The organism is Enterococcus sp. DIV0187 (genome assembly GCF_051713785.1).
In the GTDB taxonomy this organism is placed as follows: Bacteria; Bacillota; Bacilli; order Lactobacillales; family Enterococcaceae; genus Enterococcus_A; species Enterococcus_A avium.
Genome location: NZ_JBIOQO010000001.1, coordinates 2,419,724 through 2,439,410, shown reverse-complemented (window position 1 = coordinate 2,439,410; position 19,687 = coordinate 2,419,724). Strand labels below are relative to the sequence as shown.

At 38.9% G+C, this 19,687-nt stretch carries 14 protein-coding genes; 12 read left to right on the top strand and 2 right to left on the bottom strand.

Annotation, left to right across the window (positions count from 1 at the left end; translation table 11 throughout):
* Positions 1-135: 135 nt before the first annotated feature.
* The 11 genes from IGI52_RS11925 (at position 136) to celB (ending at position 16,293) form a co-directional block, all read left to right on the top strand.
* Positions 136-1,062, top strand: a complete 927-nt coding sequence (locus IGI52_RS11925; protein ID WP_102871957.1) for an aldo/keto reductase — start codon at positions 136-138, stop codon at positions 1,060-1,062.
* Positions 1,063-1,729: 667 nt separating this feature from the next.
* Positions 1,730-5,215, top strand: a complete 3,486-nt coding sequence (locus tag IGI52_RS11920; protein WP_438781399.1) for a MucBP domain-containing protein — start codon at positions 1,730-1,732, stop codon at positions 5,213-5,215.
* A gap of 877 nt (positions 5,216-6,092) precedes the next feature.
* Positions 6,093-7,298 carry a glycine C-acetyltransferase gene (locus IGI52_RS11915; protein ID WP_016179601.1) on the top strand — a complete coding sequence of 402 codons (1,206 nt, stop codon included), beginning with the start codon at positions 6,093-6,095 and terminating at the stop codon, positions 7,296-7,298.
* 40 nt (positions 7,299-7,338) lie between these two features.
* Entirely contained in the window at positions 7,339-8,340 is a 1,002-nt protein-coding gene (locus IGI52_RS11910) for an NAD-dependent epimerase/dehydratase family protein (protein WP_016179602.1), read from the top strand.
* Positions 8,341-8,584: 244 nt separating this feature from the next.
* On the top strand, positions 8,585-9,937 hold the full coding sequence (locus IGI52_RS11905) for an APC family permease (RefSeq protein WP_016179603.1): 1,353 nt from the start codon (positions 8,585-8,587) through the stop codon (positions 9,935-9,937).
* 207 nt (positions 9,938-10,144) lie between these two features.
* Positions 10,145-11,578 carry a 6-phospho-beta-glucosidase gene (locus IGI52_RS11900; protein ID WP_049218101.1) on the top strand — a complete coding sequence of 478 codons (1,434 nt, stop codon included), beginning with the start codon at positions 10,145-10,147 and terminating at the stop codon, positions 11,576-11,578.
* Positions 11,579-11,674: 96 nt separating this feature from the next.
* Positions 11,675-11,989, top strand: coding sequence for a PTS cellobiose transporter subunit IIB (locus IGI52_RS11895; protein ID WP_016179605.1), 315 nt, complete (start codon positions 11,675-11,677; stop codon positions 11,987-11,989).
* Between the two features lie 15 nt (positions 11,990-12,004).
* The gene (locus tag IGI52_RS11890; protein ID WP_311855994.1) at positions 12,005-14,026 is read left to right on the top strand and encodes a BglG family transcription antiterminator; all 2,022 of its coding nucleotides are present in this window, start codon (positions 12,005-12,007) and stop codon (positions 14,024-14,026) included.
* 12 nt (positions 14,027-14,038) lie between these two features.
* A complete protein-coding gene (locus IGI52_RS11885) occupies positions 14,039-14,353 on the top strand; it encodes a PTS cellobiose transporter subunit IIA (protein ID WP_016179607.1) in 315 nt (104 codons plus the stop codon).
* A 42-nt stretch (positions 14,354-14,395) separates the two neighbouring features.
* The gene (locus tag IGI52_RS11880) at positions 14,396-14,905 is read left to right on the top strand and encodes a hypothetical protein (protein WP_311855993.1); all 510 of its coding nucleotides are present in this window, start codon (positions 14,396-14,398) and stop codon (positions 14,903-14,905) included.
* 14 nt (positions 14,906-14,919) lie between these two features.
* On the top strand, positions 14,920-16,293 hold the full coding sequence (celB, locus tag IGI52_RS11875) for a PTS cellobiose transporter subunit IIC (protein WP_438781397.1): 1,374 nt from the start codon (positions 14,920-14,922) through the stop codon (positions 16,291-16,293).
* A 46-nt stretch (positions 16,294-16,339) separates the two neighbouring features.
* Here celB and IGI52_RS11870 read toward each other — a convergent pair whose 3' ends face one another.
* Positions 16,340-16,774: an acyl-CoA thioesterase gene (locus tag IGI52_RS11870; RefSeq protein WP_016179610.1), complete on the bottom strand. Its 435-nt coding sequence runs from the start codon at positions 16,772-16,774 to the stop codon at positions 16,340-16,342.
* Positions 16,775-16,776: 2 nt separating this feature from the next.
* Entirely contained in the window at positions 16,777-17,616 is an 840-nt protein-coding gene (locus IGI52_RS11865; RefSeq protein ID WP_102871911.1) for an NAD(P)H-hydrate dehydratase, read from the bottom strand.
* Positions 17,617-18,010: 394 nt separating this feature from the next.
* On the opposite strand from IGI52_RS11865, the gene pepV reads away from it, so the two are divergent.
* Entirely contained in the window at positions 18,011-19,423 is a 1,413-nt protein-coding gene (pepV, locus tag IGI52_RS11860) for a dipeptidase PepV (RefSeq protein ID WP_049222237.1), read from the top strand.
* Positions 19,424-19,687 lie beyond the last annotated feature (264 nt).

The window sequence follows — 19,687 nt, the reverse complement described above, 5'->3', positions numbered from 1 at the left end:
AATAAGCATACGAAGAAAGGGTTAATGGGTCAAGCACAAACTTTTTTGACTAGGGGTTAGGGATTTTTTTTATGGGAAAAATAGTCTATACTTCTATAGGTAAGAAAAAATGCTTTTCCAGAGAGGATGGACATCATGTTACAACGAAAAATTGGCAACAGCTATTGGAAAACCTCCGCAATTGCTTTAGGCATTATGCGAATGGCAGCGTTAACCCCAACAAAAGCAGCCGCTGCTTTAGAGGCTGCTTTAGAAAGTGACATCAATTTTATTGATTCAGCAGATATGTACGGAGATGGTAAATCAGAATTGGTTTTTGCTGCTGCTATGAAAGAAGCGGGCATTTCTCGTGATCAATTTTTTATTCAATCAAAGGGCGGAATCGTCACTGGTGATGAAAAACGCTATGATTTTTCTAAGCAGCATTTATTGGATTCAGTTGATGGCATCTTGAAACGGATGGAGATCGACTATTTAGATAGTTATCTATTGCATCGTCCCGATCCATTGATGGAGCCAGAAGAAATCGCAGAAGCGTTTGATATCTTACAGGCAAGTGGAAAGGTTCGTCACTTTGGGGTATCAAATTTCAATCCTGAACAGTTCCAATTATTGCAATCACAGGTAGATCAAAAATTATTGATGAATCAATTGCAATTTTCGATTATGCACACGGGAATGATTGATTATGGAATGCACACGAATATGACAGATACTCGCTCATTTGATCATGATGGTGGCATATTAGAATTTTCTCGTCGTAAAGGTGTAACAATTCAAGCCTGGTCTCCATTCCAGTATGGATTCTTTGAAGGAGTTTTTGTTGATAATGACAAGTTCCCAGAGTTGAATGAGCTATTAGACAAATTAGCGAAAAAATATGATACGAATAAAAATGCGATCGCAACCGCTTGGATTTTGCGCCATCCAGCAAATATGCAAGTGATCTTAGGTACCATGAATCCAACCCGCATTAAAGAAAGCGCAGCAGGTGGAGACGTGACCTTAACGAAACAAGAATGGTATGATGTGTACTTTGCAGCAGGAAATGACCTGCCATAAAAAGTAAGAGAACAAATCTTAGAAATATAAGAAAAGCAAGAATCAGCAATTATGTAGTTGTTGTTGATTCTTGCTTTTTAATTTGCTTAATTTCCGAAATAATTTTGATAAATTACTTAAAACGAGACTTTATCTTTATTTTCTTGTCAAAAAAGATTGAAACACTCAGAAAAGAATCGCTGCATAACTTTACTGAAGCTTTGGTAATACGAAATAAATTATAGAAGATATTTTTTTGAAAGTTTATCCTATATTTTAATTAAAAAACAGTTGATGTTTTTTCTTTTATAAATTACAATGATTACAAATAATTCAAATATTATTTAATTTTTGAAGATAAAAGATAATTATAAATCTATTGGGCTAACCACTTAACGAATAATAAGTGAAAATTAATCTAACAAAACTATATTCATAGTATGTGTTTTTTAGATGATGAAAAGAGCATGATTTTAAAATAACAAACGTTTTCATTGGAGGCTATTAGACAGTTTCTTGTAAGGGGACAACGATGACAGTTTACGATACTTAAATAGAAAAAAATGTCGCCTTTGTGTTTGGTTTTATAAGTATAGTAAAAATGTATAAATTGGACGTTTGCGTATGTGTAAATAAAACATTTTACAAAAAAATATAGTTAATAATTTGGATAGAGAGGAAGATAAAAATGAAAAAGGATAGATGGATTGTTTTATTTGGATTTGTTTTAAGTATTTTCTTATTAGGAGCAGCGGGTCAAACAGTATCAGCTGATGAAGTAACGGTTAATACTGTAGCTGATCTTCAGGATGCAGTAAAAAATGCGCCAGAAAACCGAAAAGTTACACTTGGCGGAAGCTTTCCGACAGATATTGGGGCTACAATCGCTCTGGTAGAATCACCGTATCAAGTTGAGGTTGATGGCGCTGGTATCACACTTCAATCTACTACAAGTAAACAACTGTTTTCTTATGGGGGCGGTACTGGAACGACAGCCTCAAGTTTGACCCTTAAGAATTTTACGCTTGAAGGTTTAGGGAATAATACGCGAGCTTTAGCAGTTTCTGGGTATAAAGGAGAATTTATTCTCGAGAACACAATCGTCAATAATTTTCACGGATATGATGATGGAGGCGCCTTCTATACTAGTGGGAATACAACACTGAAAAATAGCACGTTCTCAAATAATGTAAACAATGCATCAGGATATTCAGGCGGTGCAATCGCTAGTAAAGGGTACTCGGCAAACTTTAAAGCCTACAATTCCAAATTTATTGCGAATGAAACAAAGCAAGTAGGAACAGGAAACGTCGGTGGTGAAGGCGGAGCGATTTATTTTTTCCAGCCGAGTGCTTCAGCAAAATTTACTTTTAAGAACAACTATTTTGAAGGAAATAAATCGGTTGAAGATGTCTCTGGTGGTGGATCGAAGAAACTAGCTGATGGCGGAGCGATCGCCTTCTTCAATACAGTTGATGGAACAGATATTCAGTTTGATGGAAACTCTTTTGTTAGAAATATTGCTGGGGATGATGGCGGAGCGATCTTAATTCAGACCAACGCAAATATTTCGAGTGCAGCGACATTTATAAATAACACGTTTTATCAAAACAAGGCATTAGGACAAGATGTCTCTGCAAATAATGGTGGAGCGATTCAAATTTATGCCAATGGCGGGATAATGGAAGGCAGAAGAGCCGTCGTTGATTACATTAATAATTCATTTGTTGAGAATGAAGCTGTCTATGATGGTGGAGCCATTGGTAGTTCTGGGTATGTTACCAATTTATCTGCAGGTCGTTATGCGAATAACCTATTTGCTGGAAACAAATCTCGAACAGCCAGCAAGAATAATATTGCAGATTCCAATGTTACTGGAGCTGGAAATATTGAATCCAATCTTGGATACGATAATGGGACAGTTACATCCGTGACCATGGAGAATGTTTTTGGGACCGCTCCGGTTGGTTTAGTTGATAATTACAATAAAATCACTGCAGGAACGTCAGGTGATGCGATAATTTTGCCAACAGTACCAATCGCGCCAGAGAAGCTGGCGGATGATCAAGTTGAGAACTTACGTGAAGTGAACGAAGATCAGCGAGGGTTGCCACGAACAGCGAAAGCAGACATTGGTTCGGTGGAAATTGATTGGATTAAGTATGACAGTAATGGCGGGATTTTTGATTTAGGCACGGCACTGTCGAAATATGAAGGCACGATCTATTATGAAGGAACGCAACCTGAAACCTATTACCAAGTTGGCTATAAGGATTTGAATCAGACGATTCCAGCGGGTACGGATTTAAAAGCAACACGCGACGGGTATCAATTTGCTGGCTGGTCGAAAGAAAAGGATGCGAAAGATCCGGATGAGAATTTAGCCGCTGGTCAAACAATCACAATACCGAAGGGCAACGAGACGTTATACGCTGTTTGGAAAAAATCAGAACCGGTGACGGTCCATTACATGACCTATGATGAAAATAAAAAGCTGGTACAAATTAGTCCAGACGAAATATTAACTGGCGCACTAGGTGCAGAGTATCATGCAAACATCAAGCAGATTGATAATTATGTTTTCTCAGGGGTCAAAGAAGGAGATTCAATTACCGGCTTCTTTAGTGAAGAAGCAAAAGAAATCACATTGATTTATACAAAGGCCGTGAAAGAACAGGGCATCGTTCTTGCACAATATCAAGATGAATCTGGTAAACCATTGATCGGCGACGAAGTTATGACTGGTGAGGTAGGTAGTGAATATACTACGACTCAAAAAGTCATCGATGGCTACGTGTTTAAAGAAGTCGTTGGAACTCCTTCTGGAAAATATGTACTAGGGATTACAAAAGTTGTTTATGTGTACACGAAAATACCTGCTGAACAAGGCAAGGTGATCGTTCATTATCAAGATGAAGAGCAAAATTCATTAAGTCCAGATATTGAATTAACCGGTGATATTGATGATATCTATACGGCAGAGGTGAAGCCTTTTGATGACTATGTTTTAAAAGGCATCGAAGGAAATGTAAGCGGGAAGTTTACAGCTCAAGATCAAGAAGTTACTTTGATTTATGCGAAGAAGGGTTCAGGTACTGAAAAAGGGGTACTCATTGTCGATTATCAAGACGAGACTGGTCATCCGCTTTTAAATAGTGAAGTTACGATCGGTGAAATCGATGAAGACTATGAAACAACACAAAAGAGTATTGATGGCTATACATTTAAAGAAGTTCAGGGAAATGTCACTGGAAAATATGTCGATGGTATTACTAGAGTTACGTATATCTACACGAAAGATAAAGAACCTGAGAAATTAGGTAACCTTACAATTAAGTATCAAGATGAAAAGGGCGAAAAACTAGCAGAAGATTTTACTGAATCACAACCAATCGGGACATCAATTCCGTTGGAGCAGCTGAATAAAACCTTTGAAAACTACGAATTTAAGGAAATTAAAGGATTTATCTCAGGCGTTTACACAGCAGAGGATCAAGAAATTACGGTGATCTATCGCAAGTTGACTGGGAAGGTGATTGTTAATCACATTAGCGATTCTGGTAAAGTATTAGCAAACCCTGTTTTGATGAGCGGCGATGTTGGTGATGGGTATGAAAGTGCGAAAAAAGAGTTCAAAGGCTACAAGTTTAAAGAGACATTAGGTAATTCGACTGGAATATACACATCAGAGCTGCAAATCGTTACTTATATTTACAGTAATAAAGCTACGATCCGGATTCTTTATGTCGATGAACAGGGCAATGAATTAGCACCTGCCGAGCAAAAAATTGGCATCATCGGAGACAAATATGAAACGCAAGCCCAAGCTATCGATGGTTGGACAGTGAAGGAAACGCCAAAAAATGCTAAAGGAAACTATCAAGAAACAGAGCAAACCATCACGTATGTCTACCTTAAAGAGAATAAACCTGCAGCAAACGTTGAAAGTGATACAACAGGAAATGGCGGAGAAAATACAAACAACTCAAATGCTAGTATAACGACCTACCGTTCCACAAAAATACTTCCAAATGCAGGCGGAAGCACTACGGCTACTAGCAAGGTTCTACCACGTACTGGTGAGCAAAAGAATAATACAACAATTCTTACAGTGTTCGGATTGTTACTTCTGACGATTGCTTGTGTTGGCGCAATTAAAAGAAGAAGAGCTTAGAATCAATAAACGCGATATCTAAAAAATGAATAGAATTATGAGTGATTCGGCTGTTTATTTCCTGTAGTCTGCGGGAAATAAACAGCCGATTTTTGATTATATTCAACAGGTATCAAGCATTTAACTTTCTCAAGTCGTTCGATTGCTGGGCAGCATCGTGAGCATAAAGACTTATTCAATATGAAAGGCTTAAACCCATACTGCTTAAATACCGGAACTTATAATTGTCAAAATAACTTTGCTATTTAACAAACGGAGATTTCAGCGACCTAATCTAAACAAAGAGGCAGTCTTTTGATTCAAGTAATTTTTTTCTATGGAAGGAGGAATTTTTCTTTTTTATTTTCTTCCTTTTTGGCGCTAAGTTGGTCTAAAAATACAAAATCTCAGTTTTATATGAAAATGAATCTCCGTTTTATTTGTAAATGATTAGAACCAGTTTTTGGTGTTGCAAACATTCTGCTTCTGTTTTTAATTAAAAAAACAAATTTTCATTGTGACGAAAAGAACATGTATGACAATAAAATTATCATCCTTATATTAGCCTTTTTTTAGAATGCGGCAAATATTTTTTGCTAAATTTTGTTTTATTGTGAATAAAGAAACGTTATGTATTGGTAATTTCAGTATGGTAAATTTCTTTCGATTCTTACTCGAAAACCTAAATTTCCAATCATTAAATAAAATTAATTAGAAGAGTTCTAACTTTCATTATAATTCAAGAAATTGTCGAGTGTTAAAGTTGTAAACGGTATCAATCGCTTATAAACTGAGTGTGTAAGTTACGAAAGCGCAAACAAATAAACGAGCTGTTTCTTTTCAATGTGAGAAAAAATAACAACTTAATGCGCAATAATCAGTATGGAGGAGAATCGTTATGAGTTCAAAAGTTCTTGACCAATTTCTTGAAACGAATTTGGAAGATCTAAAAGAAAAAGGATTGTTCAACACGATCGATGTTTTGGAAGGAAGCAATGGTCCGATCATTACAGTTAATGATAAGAAGATGATCAACTTGGCATCTAACAACTATCTAGGATTTGCTACTCGTCCTGAATTGATCGAAGCAGATGTAGAGGCAACTAAGCACTATGGTGCCGGCGCTGGCGCGGTTCGTACGATCAACGGAACTTTAGACATTCACCAAAAATTAGAAGAAAAAATTGCTGAGTTCAAAGGAACTGAAGCGGCAATTGCATTCCAATCAGGCTTCAACTGTAACATGGGAGCTATTTCAGCAGTCATGAAAAAAGGCGACGCTATTTTATCAGATGAGTTGAATCATGCATCAATCATTGACGGCTGTCGCTTATCTGGTGCGAAAATCATCCGTGTGAACCACCAAGATATGGAAGATTTAGAGGCGAAAGCTAAAGCAGCAACTGAAAGCGGCGAATACAACAAGGTGATGTATATTACTGATGGTGTTTTCTCAATGGATGGCGATGTGGCTAAGATTCCTGAAATCGTTGAAATTTGTGAAAAATACAATGTCATTACTTATGTCGATGATGCTCACGGAACAGGCGTGATGGGCCATGGACATGGAACAGTGAAACATTTTGAAATGCAAGATCATATTGATTTCCAAATGGGAACTTTATCTAAAGGAATCGGTGTTGTCGGTGGTTATGTCGCTGGAACGAAGCAATTGATTACTTGGTTGAAATCACAAGCACGCCCATTCTTATTCTCAACCTCATTAACACCTGGGGCTGCGGGTGCTTGTATTAAAGCAATCGACTTGATTGAAGAGCATCCGGAATATGTGGATACACTTTGGGATAATGCCAATTACTTCAAAGCAGAATTAAAACGCATCGGCTATGACATTGGTAAATCAGAAACACCGATCACCCCAGTTATTGTTGGCGATGAAAAATTAGCACAAGAATTTTCTAAGAAATTATTGGAAAACGGCGTATATGTAAAACCAATCGTATATCCAACAGTACCATTAGGAACAGGTCGTGTACGGAACATGCCAAACGCAGGTCACACAAAAGAAATGCTAGATGACGCGATCAAGGTTTACGAAAAAGTTGGGAAAGAACTAGGCATTATCAAAGAAACTGTTCAATAAAAAAATCAAATTTACCATAAATAGAGAGGAAGTCACATCCATGAAAAAAGTATTAATCACAGGCGCATTAGGACAAATTGGTTCAGAATTAACAGAAAGACTCCGCAATGATTTAGGTGTAAAAAATGTTATCTCAACAGATATTCGTACAGTTGAAGGCAGTCCTGTTGTTGAAAATGGACAGTTTGAAGAACTAGATGTAACCGATTACGAAAGCTTTTTGGATATTGCGAAACGCTATGAAGTAGATACTATTATTCACTTAGCGGCGTTACTTTCTGCTACAGCTGAAAAACGTCCGGCTTTTGCTTGGAACTTGAATATGACTGGATTGATGAATGCCTTAGAAGTAGCTCGTGAAATCGGACCAAAAACGAAATTCTTTGCGCCATCTTCAATCGCAGCTTATGGACCAGATTGTGAACCAGACAATACACCGCAAGATACAGTGATGCATCCTACTACCATGTATGGAGTGACCAAAGTAGCAGGCGAATTATTAGAAAACTATTACCATGATAAATACGATGTAGACAGCCGTTCAGTCCGCTTCCCAGGATTAATCTCATATAAAGTAGAGCCTGGCGGCGGTACAACAGATTACGCAGTAGATATCTATTACGAAGCATTAAAAAACAAATCTTACACATCATTTATCGATAAAGGAACTTATATGGACATGATGTATATGGATGATGCGATTGAAGGAATCGTGAAATTAATGAACGCGGATGCTGATCGTTTAGAACACCGCAACTCATTCAATATCACTGCAATGTCCTTTGAACCAGAACAAATTGCCGCATCAATTCGCCGTCGGATTCCAGACTTTGAATTGAAGTATGACGTTGATCCAGTTCGTCAAGGAATCGCTAATTCATGGCCAAATTCGATCGATGACAGTGATGCTCGTAAAGAATGGGACTTCAGTCCAAGCTTTGATTTAGATAAAATGACTGATGAAATGTTAGAAAGATTATCAGAAAAATTTAAGGCAGAAGGCATCGAAACAAAAGTGTCTTTTGATAAAGTGAACTCGTAAAACGGCAGAGGTTTCTTAACAGAACATGAGGAGGAACTAAGAAAAAAGGAAATGTTTAAAATAACGTTTCCCTTTTTCTTTCTCCATGTTAAAATAATGTCCGGACAAATAAGAGAAGTTATTAAATAGTTGTTATATCGCATTTTTTTGTTCTCTTTCTTTTATGGAATAACTTCAGCTGTTTGTTTTAAAGATCAAGTTAAGAAGTGAGCAAAAGCCACTTCAAAAATTAGGAGGAAAAATTATGGCAGTCGACCAACAAGAACTCGTGGGTTCACAACCATCTGGTGAACTAAAGCGAACAATGACGTTCTTCCCAGCTCTTTCGACAGTAATGGGTACTGTAATTGGGGCGGGGGTATTCTTTAAAGCAGCCAGTGTTGCTGCAGTAACTGGATCAACGAGTCTGCACATGTTGTCGTGGTTCCTAGGCGGACTGATCAGTGTCTGTGCGGGACTAACGGGTGCAGAATTAGCAGCAGCTATTCCAGAAACAGGCGGTATGCTTCGCTACATCGAACGTGCGTATGGAGAATTTTGGAGTTTCTTACTTGGATGGGCACAGGTAGTCATCTACTTCCCAGCTAATGTAGCGGCTTTAGCAATTATTTTTGCCACTCAGTTCAAAAATCTATTTGGTATGAGCGATTCAACGATCATTCCGATCGCAATCGTGGCAGCAGCTTCAATCATGTTGATCAACTTCTTAGGCTCAAAAGCTGGCGGAATGTTCCAATCAATCACGTTAGTTTGTAAGTTAGTGCCTTTAGCATTGATTGTCATTTTCGGTTTGATACGTCAAGGCGATGTGTCTGTCAGCTTATTCCCAGTTCAAGCCGGTCCAGCAGTTGGCGGTTTTGCTCCAGCTTTAGGTGCTGGATTGTTAGCGACAATGTTTGCTTATGATGGCTGGATTCACGTTGGAAACATCGCAGGAGAATTGAAAAAACCAGCACGTGATCTTCCTCGAGCAATTGCAGGCGGGATCTTAGGAATCATGGCTGTTTACTTATTGGTACAATTTGCTTTCTTGCGTACGATTGATATGTCTGCGTTAGCTGGGAACGAAAATGCGGCGATGGACGTTGCTGGAAAAATTTTCGGCGGCATGGGCGGTAAGTTAGTAACGATCGGGATCTTAATCTCAGTATATGGAACAATCAATGGTTATACGATGACAGGGATGCGTCTTCCTTATACGATGGGTCTTGAAAAGCAATTACCTTTCTCAGATAAATTAGTGAAATTAAACAAAAATCACGTACCTTATATCGCTGGGATTCTAGAATTAGTCATCGCTATTGCTATGATGATGGTGGGCGGATTCGATATGCTAACAGACATGTTAGTCTTCGTTATCTGGATCTTCTACACATTAGTCTTTATCGCGGTAATCAAATTGAGAAAAACTGAACCAGATTTGGTTCGTCCTTACAAAGTACCGCTTTACCCAATCATTCCGATTGTTGCGATTATTGGTGGGGTATTTATCTTAGTAATGACGTTGATCAACCAATTCCAATTAGCGATGGTTGGGATTGCCATTACAGCATTAGGTATTCCTTTCTACATTTACTTGAAGAGAAAATATAAATAGAAACGGCTGATTTGACTCAGGACTGTAAACTATTCCGACAAAAAACATCTAAGGCAGATTTTCTGCTTTAGGTGTTTTTTCTATTCTATTGTTATAGAAGAAAAGCCGTTGCCAAGAAATTACCACAACGATATGGTAATTGTCTGTGTTCTAAATGGAAACGCTATCTTTTATGATGGGGTTAGAAAGAGAAAGGATGGTTGATTTATGACAGGATTTTCAAAAGATTTTTTGTGGGGAGGTGCAGTAGCAGCGCATCAGCTTGAGGGAGCTTGGCAAGAAGGCGGCAAGGGTATCAGCGTAGCGGATGTGATGACTGTCGGTGGTCCTGGTATTCCACGTAGAATCACGGAGGGTGTCCTTGAAGGAGAGTATTATCCAAACCATGAGGGCATTGATTTTTATCATCGGTATAAAGAAGATATCGCACTTTTTGCTGAAATGGGTTTTAAATGTTTCCGAACCTCGATTGCTTGGACAAGGATCTTTCCAAAGGGGGATGAGGATGTTCCAAATGAAGCTGGGTTAAAATTTTATGATGATCTCTTTGATGAATGTTTGAAGTATGGGATTGAGCCTGTGGTGACACTTTCGCATTTTGAACTGCCATATCATCTAGTTACTGAATATGGTGGATTTGCCAATCGTAAGGTGATTGATTTCTTTGTTAGGTTTGCTGAAGTTTGCTTCAAGCGCTATAAGGACAAAGTCAAGTATTGGATGACCTTTAACGAAATTAACAACCAAGCCAATTACAATGATCAATTTTTCCCGTTTACGAATTCAGGAATTTCCTATAAGGAAGGCGATGATCGCGAGCAAATCATGTATCAAGCGGCTCACTATGAACTCGTTGCCAGTGCAAAGGCGGTTCAAATTGGCAAAGCAATCAATCCAGATTTTGAAATTGGATGTATGATCGCTATGTGTCCTATCTATCCGGCAACGTGTAAGCCGGCGGATGTATTGATGGCCCAAAAGGCGATGGAAAAACGGTACTATTTTACGGATGTTCATGTTCATGGAGCTTATCCGGGGTATATGCTGACATACTTCGCTAGAAAAGGGTATGATTTAGATATCACCTCAGAAGATTTAGCCGAATTGAAAAAAGGAACAGTCGATTATATTGGCTTTAGTTATTACATGTCCTTTGCGATCACGCATAAAGAAGACAATGTGTACTTTGACTATCACGAACAGGAAGATTTTGTCAGAAATGAATACCTCAACGTCACCGACTGGGGCTGGCAAATTGATCCAGAAGGTCTGCGTTATTCACTGAATTGGTTTACGGATCATTATCGTGTGCCGCTCTTCATTGTCGAAAACGGCTTTGGCGCAATCGACGAAAAAGAAGCCGACGGCAGTGTCCATGATACGTATCGGATCGATTATTTCCGTGATCATATCAAAGAAATGAAGAAGGCTGTAGTGGAAGATGGCGTGGAGTTAATGGGTTATACCCCGTGGGGATGTATTGATTTAGTCTCTGCCAATACTGGCGAAATGAAAAAACGTTATGGGTTTATCTATGTTGATCGAGATAACGAAGGAAATGGTACGTTAGAACGCAGCAAGAAGGATTCATTTGATTGGTTCAAACAAGTCATTGCTTCAAATGGCGAGGATTTAGGATAAAAAAAACGAATCCGCTGACATTCATGCCTACGTTAAAATAAGAGTAGATGAATGTATGGGGATAAGAAATCTATTAAAAATAGGGAGGAAAAAACGATGAAAAAAGCTTTGATTATCTGTGCCGGAGGAATGTCTTCATCCGTCATTGCGAAAAAAACAACCGAGAGTCTGCAAGGAAAAGGAAATGAGATTCAAGTCGACGCGACTTCGCAATCCCAAGGAGCAAATACCATCGCTAAGGATGAATACGATTTGTATCTAGTTAGTCCGCAAACCAAAATGTATTTTGACAGCTTAGAAAAAAGCGCAAAGAAATACAATAAACCGATCGTCAATATTCCGCCACAAGCGTATGTACCAATTCCAATGGGGATTGATAAATTGTCTAACGTGATTCTTGAAAATATTTAGTAAGGGCTGATAACCATGTTGAGCAAGCGTGAGACACAAATCCTAAAATTATTATTTGACCATAAGCATACGTATTTGACGAGTCAAGAAATCGCTTCAGGAATTGATGTTTCCAATCGAACAGCTAGAAAATATCTTCATCTGCTTGAGGATGCATTAAAGCAAGAATCACTTGCTACAATTGAGGCAAAACAAGGAAACGGGTACCAGTTGAAAATTGAGGATGCTAGGCGATTCGACGAATTTTATCTTGAAGAGGTCAAAAGTCAGATGGCTTCTAAAGATATCACAACGATTCAAGAATCAAATGATCGACAATACTATATTTTGAACCGTTTGTTTTTTGAACAAAGTGCTGTCTATGTGGATGCCATAGCCGATGAACTGTTTGTATCTCGCTCAACGATATCAAATGATTTAGTAGAAATAAAAAAACTAATCACGCCTTACCAAATCGAGCTTCAAAGCAAAAGTAATAAAGGGATTTTCATTGTCGGAAATGAGCAAAATATCCGTCACTTCATTATGAACTATTTCTTTATGGAGCGGTTGCATGACAATTTATTTGCCTTTTCCATGTACGCGAACTTATTGGCAGGGATCAGTGTTGAAGAAATTGTCATTATTGTTTTAGATGAATGTCGAGAATCACAGTTAAAGCTTTCAGATTTCATCGTTTATAATTTAGTCCTTCATATTGGTTTGGCGATCAAACGAATCCAAAATGGCTTTTTTATGGATATTCAGGCGCCGATATCTTTTGATGAAGATTCGATTGAATATCAAACCGCTTTGAAAATATTAGCCAGAATCGAGCATGCGGTAGGGATTACGTTTTCTTCGGAAGAAGCGGATTTTATTGCTCTTCATTTAAAAAACAAGATTACGGCGAAAACAATTTTTAAAAAAGCGGATGCAACTGAAGAGCAAATCCGAGCACAATTGCTTGAAACATTGAAGGCCATTGATCAGGATACACCATTTGATTTAGAACACGATACGATTTTGATTGATGGATTAATGCTCCATTTTATCCCGCTGTTAACTAGACTGCAAAATAACTCTAGTATCGAAAATCCGCTGCTAGAGGAAATTAAGACGCAATACCCGGATTTGTTTGAATTGACGGTCAACTATTTTTCGAAAATGCCGGTGTTTAGATCATATCAAGTGACTGAAGGGGAGTGGGCCTATCTTGCGATCCACATCACAGCGGCGGTGGAACGCTACTTCAATGAACAGAAGACTCATGTATTGGTCATCTGTGCCACCGGGTTAGGCAGCTCGCAAATGATCAAAAATCGGCTGGAACGCGAATTTGGTTCGAGAATTTTGATTGAAAAGGTCATTAGTTATTATGAAATCGCTGAACAGGATTTAAGTCACATTGATTTAGTCATTTCTTCGATTAATTTAGGAAATATTGTCTTAAATGCACCAATCGTCAATGTCAGTGTTTTCTTAGGAAAAGATGACATTCAAAAAATCAATCATGAAATATCTAGTAATAAGGGTAGCTATTTCGTTGCAGGTCGAAAGGAAAGCGATCGAAAAGAATTGGTTGAAGAACAAGTTGAATTAATTGAGCGAAGTTTCAAACCTGATTTATTCTATTTTGTCGGAGAACATTCAACCAAAGATGCTGTTTTAAGAGAATTAATCAGCAAAATCGAAGCTGTTGAAGGAACCGACTTGCAAGAAAACTTTTTAAAACAATTAAAACTGCGTGAATCCTACAGCTCCGTCGTATTTTCTGAATTTATGGCGGTTCCGCATCCCATCGAAGCCTTGACCAAAGAGGGGCATGTGGCCGTTGCGGTAGCACCTGAAGGGATTACTTGGGACAAGGAATATCAAAATATTCAGTTAGTTTTCTTATTATCACCGGATAAATTTGGAAAGTTTGAGATAGACAAGGTTAGTCAAATGCTGGTTGAGATTATGGAGGATGATACCTTCAGGAAAGCCTTAGCCTTCAGTGATACTTTTGATAACTTTATAAAAGCGTTTATTGATCAATTTAAAAAAAGAGAGTAGAAGGAGAAAACAATGGACTCAGAAAAATTACAAGAAGCAGCATTTGAAATTATTTTGAGTAGTGGGGATGCCCGAACACTTGTACATGAAGGCTTCAAAAGTATGCGTGAAGGAAACTATGAAGAAGCAGAGGTACATTTGAACGAAGCAAATGATTCACTAGTCAAAGCGCATAAAGCGCAAACCGAACTCCTGCAGCAATATGCCAGCGGAGAAAAAATTGAAATGGAAATTATCATGGTGCACGCTCAGGATCACCTGATGACCACTATGACCTTACGGGAAGTTGCGATCGAGATGCTGTCGTTATATCGCAAAGTATCGTAAGAAATGATAGTCATTAGTTTGAAATAAAGAGGAGAACAGACGATGGATAAAGAAACTGTTAGTCAATTAAAAAAAGAAACGGCATTGAAGAATTTTCGCTACAATCGTTTCCTTCTACTTAGATACTTATTAGCTGGTTTTTTCTTTACTAATTTATATTGGTTGCTTTCTTTGGCTATGAGCAGAAGTGCTTGGTCGTTGCTGCCGCTGGGATTAATTGTGCTTTCAGTCCCTGCCATCGCAGAACATTTGCGACTTTACGGCTATCCATCAGATGATGTTCGCAATCAGTTAAAATGGCATCGCTTGTATCAAATGACCCAAGGAATAATCAATCTTGTTCTATTGGTATCTGTTTTAACCAATTTTGGGTTCGAACAAGTTTTTCCATTTTTCACAACTAGTGCAACCAGCAAAGGATTTGTCAGCTGCATTTTATTAGTCGGTATGTTGTTGTCAGGAATTATTTTAAAACGCATTCAGAGCATTTATAGTCAGAAAGATAGACACGCCTCATATATTACAGAGTTCAGTAAACTAAATAATAAATAAAGGGTGATTAAAAAATGGACGGATCAAATAACAAAGTTTTTGCTTTTTTAGAGAAAAACCTGATGGGCCCTATGGGGAAATTTGCCTCACTAAAAGTTGTGCGAGCGATCATGGGTGCTGGTATGGGCGCAATTCCATTTACAATTGTCGGTTCCATGTTTTTAGTGTTCAATATTTTACCAATGACCTTTCCGTTTCTAGAAGGGATCTTCAATTCAACCTTCTTTAAATTTGAAAGTCTTTATATGTTAGCAAATAGTACAACGATGGGTATTTTGGCATTATATTTCTGTGTTGGATTAGGCTATGAATATACAAAAATTATTGCTGAAGAAGAAGAATTGAACATGGCGCCGATTACAGGGGCGTTACTATCAATCTTCGCTTTCTTCTTGTCAATTCCGCAATTAATGATGGAAAAAGGCAGCATCGTTCGTTTGACGAACCTTGACGAAGGAATTATCAACGGCTGGGCAATCGGCGGTGATGGGGTCTCTCGTTTAGGAACAGTCGGGATCTTTACTGGAATTATCATGGCAGTGATTGCTGTTCGGCTTTATCGTTTATGTGTGAAGAGAAATTGGGTCATCAAAATGCCAGAACAAGTTCCAGAAGGCGTATCAAGAGCCTTTACCGCATTGATTCCAGCCTTTGTGGTTGCTTTTGTTATTTTAATCATTATCGGCATTTTAGTCTTCTTTAATACAGATATTTTCCAATTGATCGCGATTCCGTTTGGTTTCGTAACCAAATTAACCAGTAGCTGGATCGGTGTTATGGTCATCTACTTCTTGATCCATGCGTTGTGGATCGTAGGTATTCATGGTGCCAATATCATTTCTTCATTGATCGCTCCGATTACTTTAGGAAACTTGGCATTGAATGCTGATGGCGCGCATATTCCGTTAGCTGGTGAATTCCAAAATGCCTTCGTAACTATTGGAGGTTCAGGTGCGACGTTGGGCTTGTGTCTCTTCTTAGTTTATATGGCTAAATCAGAACAGTTGAAGGTATTAGGAAAGGCTTCAATCGTTCCATGTCTCTTCAATATCAATGAACCGTTGATCTTTGGTATTCCATTGATCTACAATCCATTCATGGCGATTCCATTCTTCTTGGCGCCAATGGTTTCGGCATCAATTGCTTACTTCGCGATCCAATTTGAATTGATTCGTCCTGTAATTGCTAATATGCCATGGCCTTCACCAGTCGGAGTCGGTGCCTTTATCAGTACTGGCGGTGACTGGAAAGCAGCTTTAGTTGCGATTATCGGTGCAGTAGCAGCATTTGTCATCTATTTACCATTTGCTCGTGCCTACGATAAGAAATTGGTCGATGACGAAGTGGCTAGCACAGAAGAAACTGCTGGAGACAGCGTTTCAGTATAAATACTCAGAGAAAAAATAGCTGCCGGCAATTGTCGGCAGCTATTTTTTAGCATTCCTCTTTCGTTGTTTCGTAATAGTCTAAAAATAATTCGTGTAACGCAGGATGTGTTTTTCGCAATTGCACCAAACGATTGGTTTCATAGGACATAAAGCAGTGTTGGCTCGTTCCCGTCGTGACTAATTTTTCACCATTATAGACACGGTATTCGAAATCCAAACGGGTGCCCGTATATTTTTTAACGACAGGCTGAATCAGGACTTCATCGCCAAAGCGAACCATCTCCTTGTATTCACAGCTGACTCCTAAGACGGGGATCATAATACCGTCTGCTTCGATTTTTTCAAAGGGACAATTCATAAAGTTCAGAGCGTCAACGCGAGCTTCTTCAAACCAGCGAATGTAATTGGAGTGGTGGATGATGCCCATCTTATCGGTTTCATAATAAAAAGGCTTGCGAGAATAGCCGGGATATTTTTCCATGATTAATTCCTTTCGAGGGCGTATTTTTTCATATAACGAGGAAGCGCCTCACTGATGGTTGTAGGTAAAACTACATAGTTCTCTTCAGCCAAATCATCGCCGATCAAGCTATGAAGATAAACAGCAGCACCGATTGTATCGGTATTTTTTTCGAACTGAGCGAGAAAACCAGTGATCATGCCAGCCAGAGTGTCACCCATGCCGCCTGTGGCCATCCCAGGATTACCAAGTGGATTTTGATAATAGGCGACCGCCTCATCATAAATCGTTGTGCGATGACTTTTTAGGACGATCTTGGCGCCTAAGAGCGCTTGCTTTGCACGGTTATTTTCATCGGTCTGCTGGATAAAGCTTAAACCACTTAGGTGTGTCCATTCCGCTAAATGCGGGGTAAAAATGGTTTGTTCAGGAAATTTTAGGGATAATTTGTAGTCCTTAAACAGCGTGATCGCTGAGCCGTCAATCACTAACCACTGCTCGGCCTGTTGATTGGTCAAAACCTCTTTTAACAGCATTGCCATTTCCTTTGCTAGTCCTAAACCAGGACCAATCAAAATGACATCGGCCTTTTCTAATACTTGATAAAGCGTCTTCGTCTCATTGAAATCCAATACCATTGCTTCTGGTAAACGAGTATGAAGTGCAGTATGATTTTTTTCAGCAGTGACGACAGTAGTGAGTCCTGCGCCACTTTTGATACACGCTTCGGCGCTCATGATGATCGCACCGCCATATTGGTGATTGCCGCCAATCAATACCACTCGTCCAAAGGTTCCCTTATGAGAATTCTCGGGCCTTTTCGTAATCACTTTATGTAAGATGTCTTTATTTAATTGGACCATCTAGTCACCTGCTTTCATCCTATAAATCGTAGCGAATAAACCGTTCAAGATAAAATTCACTATGGGTATCATTATAAGGGAAAAAGGAGAAATTTTCCTAACAAATATTAAAGAGTTTTCATTTTTATTCTATTGAATAGAGTGCTATCATTAAAGTGGTTTAAATTAAAGAATGTCAGTTGCGAGTTCTACTTCGTATTTCTAATACGTTAGTGGAATCGTATGCCAACGACAATAAGAAAATTTGACTCAAATTTTACCTCTTCATTAGAGTAGGCTCGACATTTCGTATTGTTTATAGTATGCAATCTCGTTATCCACGAGCTCGCCTAGCAGTTGATGAGATATCTAGTTGGATATTTGGCATTCGCATCGAATAAGGAGGAATCTTTCAATGACAATCGATTTTAAGAAAGAAGTCGAAGCACGTAAAGACGATCTATTAGCGGATCTATTCACTTTATTGCGTATCAAGAGTGAACGTGAAGACGACAAAGCAACTAAAGAAGCACCATTCGGACCTGGACCGGTGGAAGCATTAGAAAAAATGCTTGAAATCGCAGAACGCGATGGCTTCACAACAAAAAACGTCGACAATTATGCCGGCCATTTTGATTACGGTGACGGCGATGAAACCTTAGGAATCTTCGGTCACTTAGATGTGGTACCAGCTGGCGACGGTTGGGATTCAGATCCTTACGAACCAGAAATTCGCGACGGCAAATTGTACGCTCGCGGCTCAAGCGATGACAAAGGCCCATCAGTTGCGGCTTATTATGCAGTAAAAATCATCAAAGAATTAGGCTTGCCAATCTCTAAAAAAATCCGTTTTGTCTTTGGTACTGACGAAGAAAGCGGCTGGGGAGATATGGACTACTATTTTGAACATGAAGAAAAGCCTGATTTCGGCTTCTCACCAGATGCGTATTTCCCAATCATCAATGGTGAAAAAGGGAACGTAACCATGATCCCTCATTTTGACGGAACAAACGGCACTTCTTATGTTTTAGTAAGCTTCGAAGCAGGCTTGCGTGAAAACATGGTTCCTGGCAATGCTGTGGCAGAAGTAAAAGTTGCCGATGCAGACGCTGCGGAAAAATTAGCCAAAGAATTTGCAGACTATGTAGAGAACAACCCGGTTAGCGGTAAAGCAGATGTTGCTGGTTCAAGCGTTACCTTACATTTAGACGGGAAAGCAGCTCATGGTGCCAGCCCTCAATTAGGAACCAACGCTGGTACTTTCTTAGCAGTCTTCTTAAATAACTATGATTTCGACAAAGGTGCTAAGGCCTTCATCGAAAACAGTGCAAAATACATCCATGAAGATGTCTATGGTAAAAAATTAGGCGTTGACTTCAACAATGAAAAAATGGGTGAATTGACAATGAACGCTGGAATCTTCAGCTTCAAAGATGGTCAAGAAAACGACAACCGGATCACGTTGAACTTCCGTTACCCTAAAGGTACAACTAACGATGAGATCAAAGCAAAATTAGAAGAATTATTCGGTTCAGATGTGAAAGTAACAGAAGGCGCACACCATATGCTGCCTCACTATGTACCAGCGGATGATCCTTTGGTTGCTACTTTGCTAGATACTTTCGAAGAACATACAGGCATCAAAGGGGAAGAAAAAGTCATCGGCGGCGGCACATTCGGTCGTTTACTAGAACGCGGTGTGGCTTACGGTGCACAATTCCCAGGTTTTGAAGATACAATGCACCAAGCCAACGAATATATGTCTGTTGAAGACATTTTGAACTCTGCTGTGATCTACGCAGATGCGATTTATCGTTTGGTTAAATAATTGATTATTGAAATGGGCCTCGCAAGTTCTTAATTGCGAGGCCTTTTTGTCAGTCACGCTTTTTGCAGTTTGCAAAGAGTAACTTGTAATTAATAGTTTTCGTTAATACAACAAACAGACTGTTTAGCGTGATGATATGCGTACGAAGATAAGGTCATTTTTCCCGTTTTTGGGAAAATGACTTTCCTTCAAACTGAGCTAGCTGTCTGCGATTGGCTTAAATACCGATCTTGTTGTATGCTTTTTTGAGAACGTTTAAAGGAG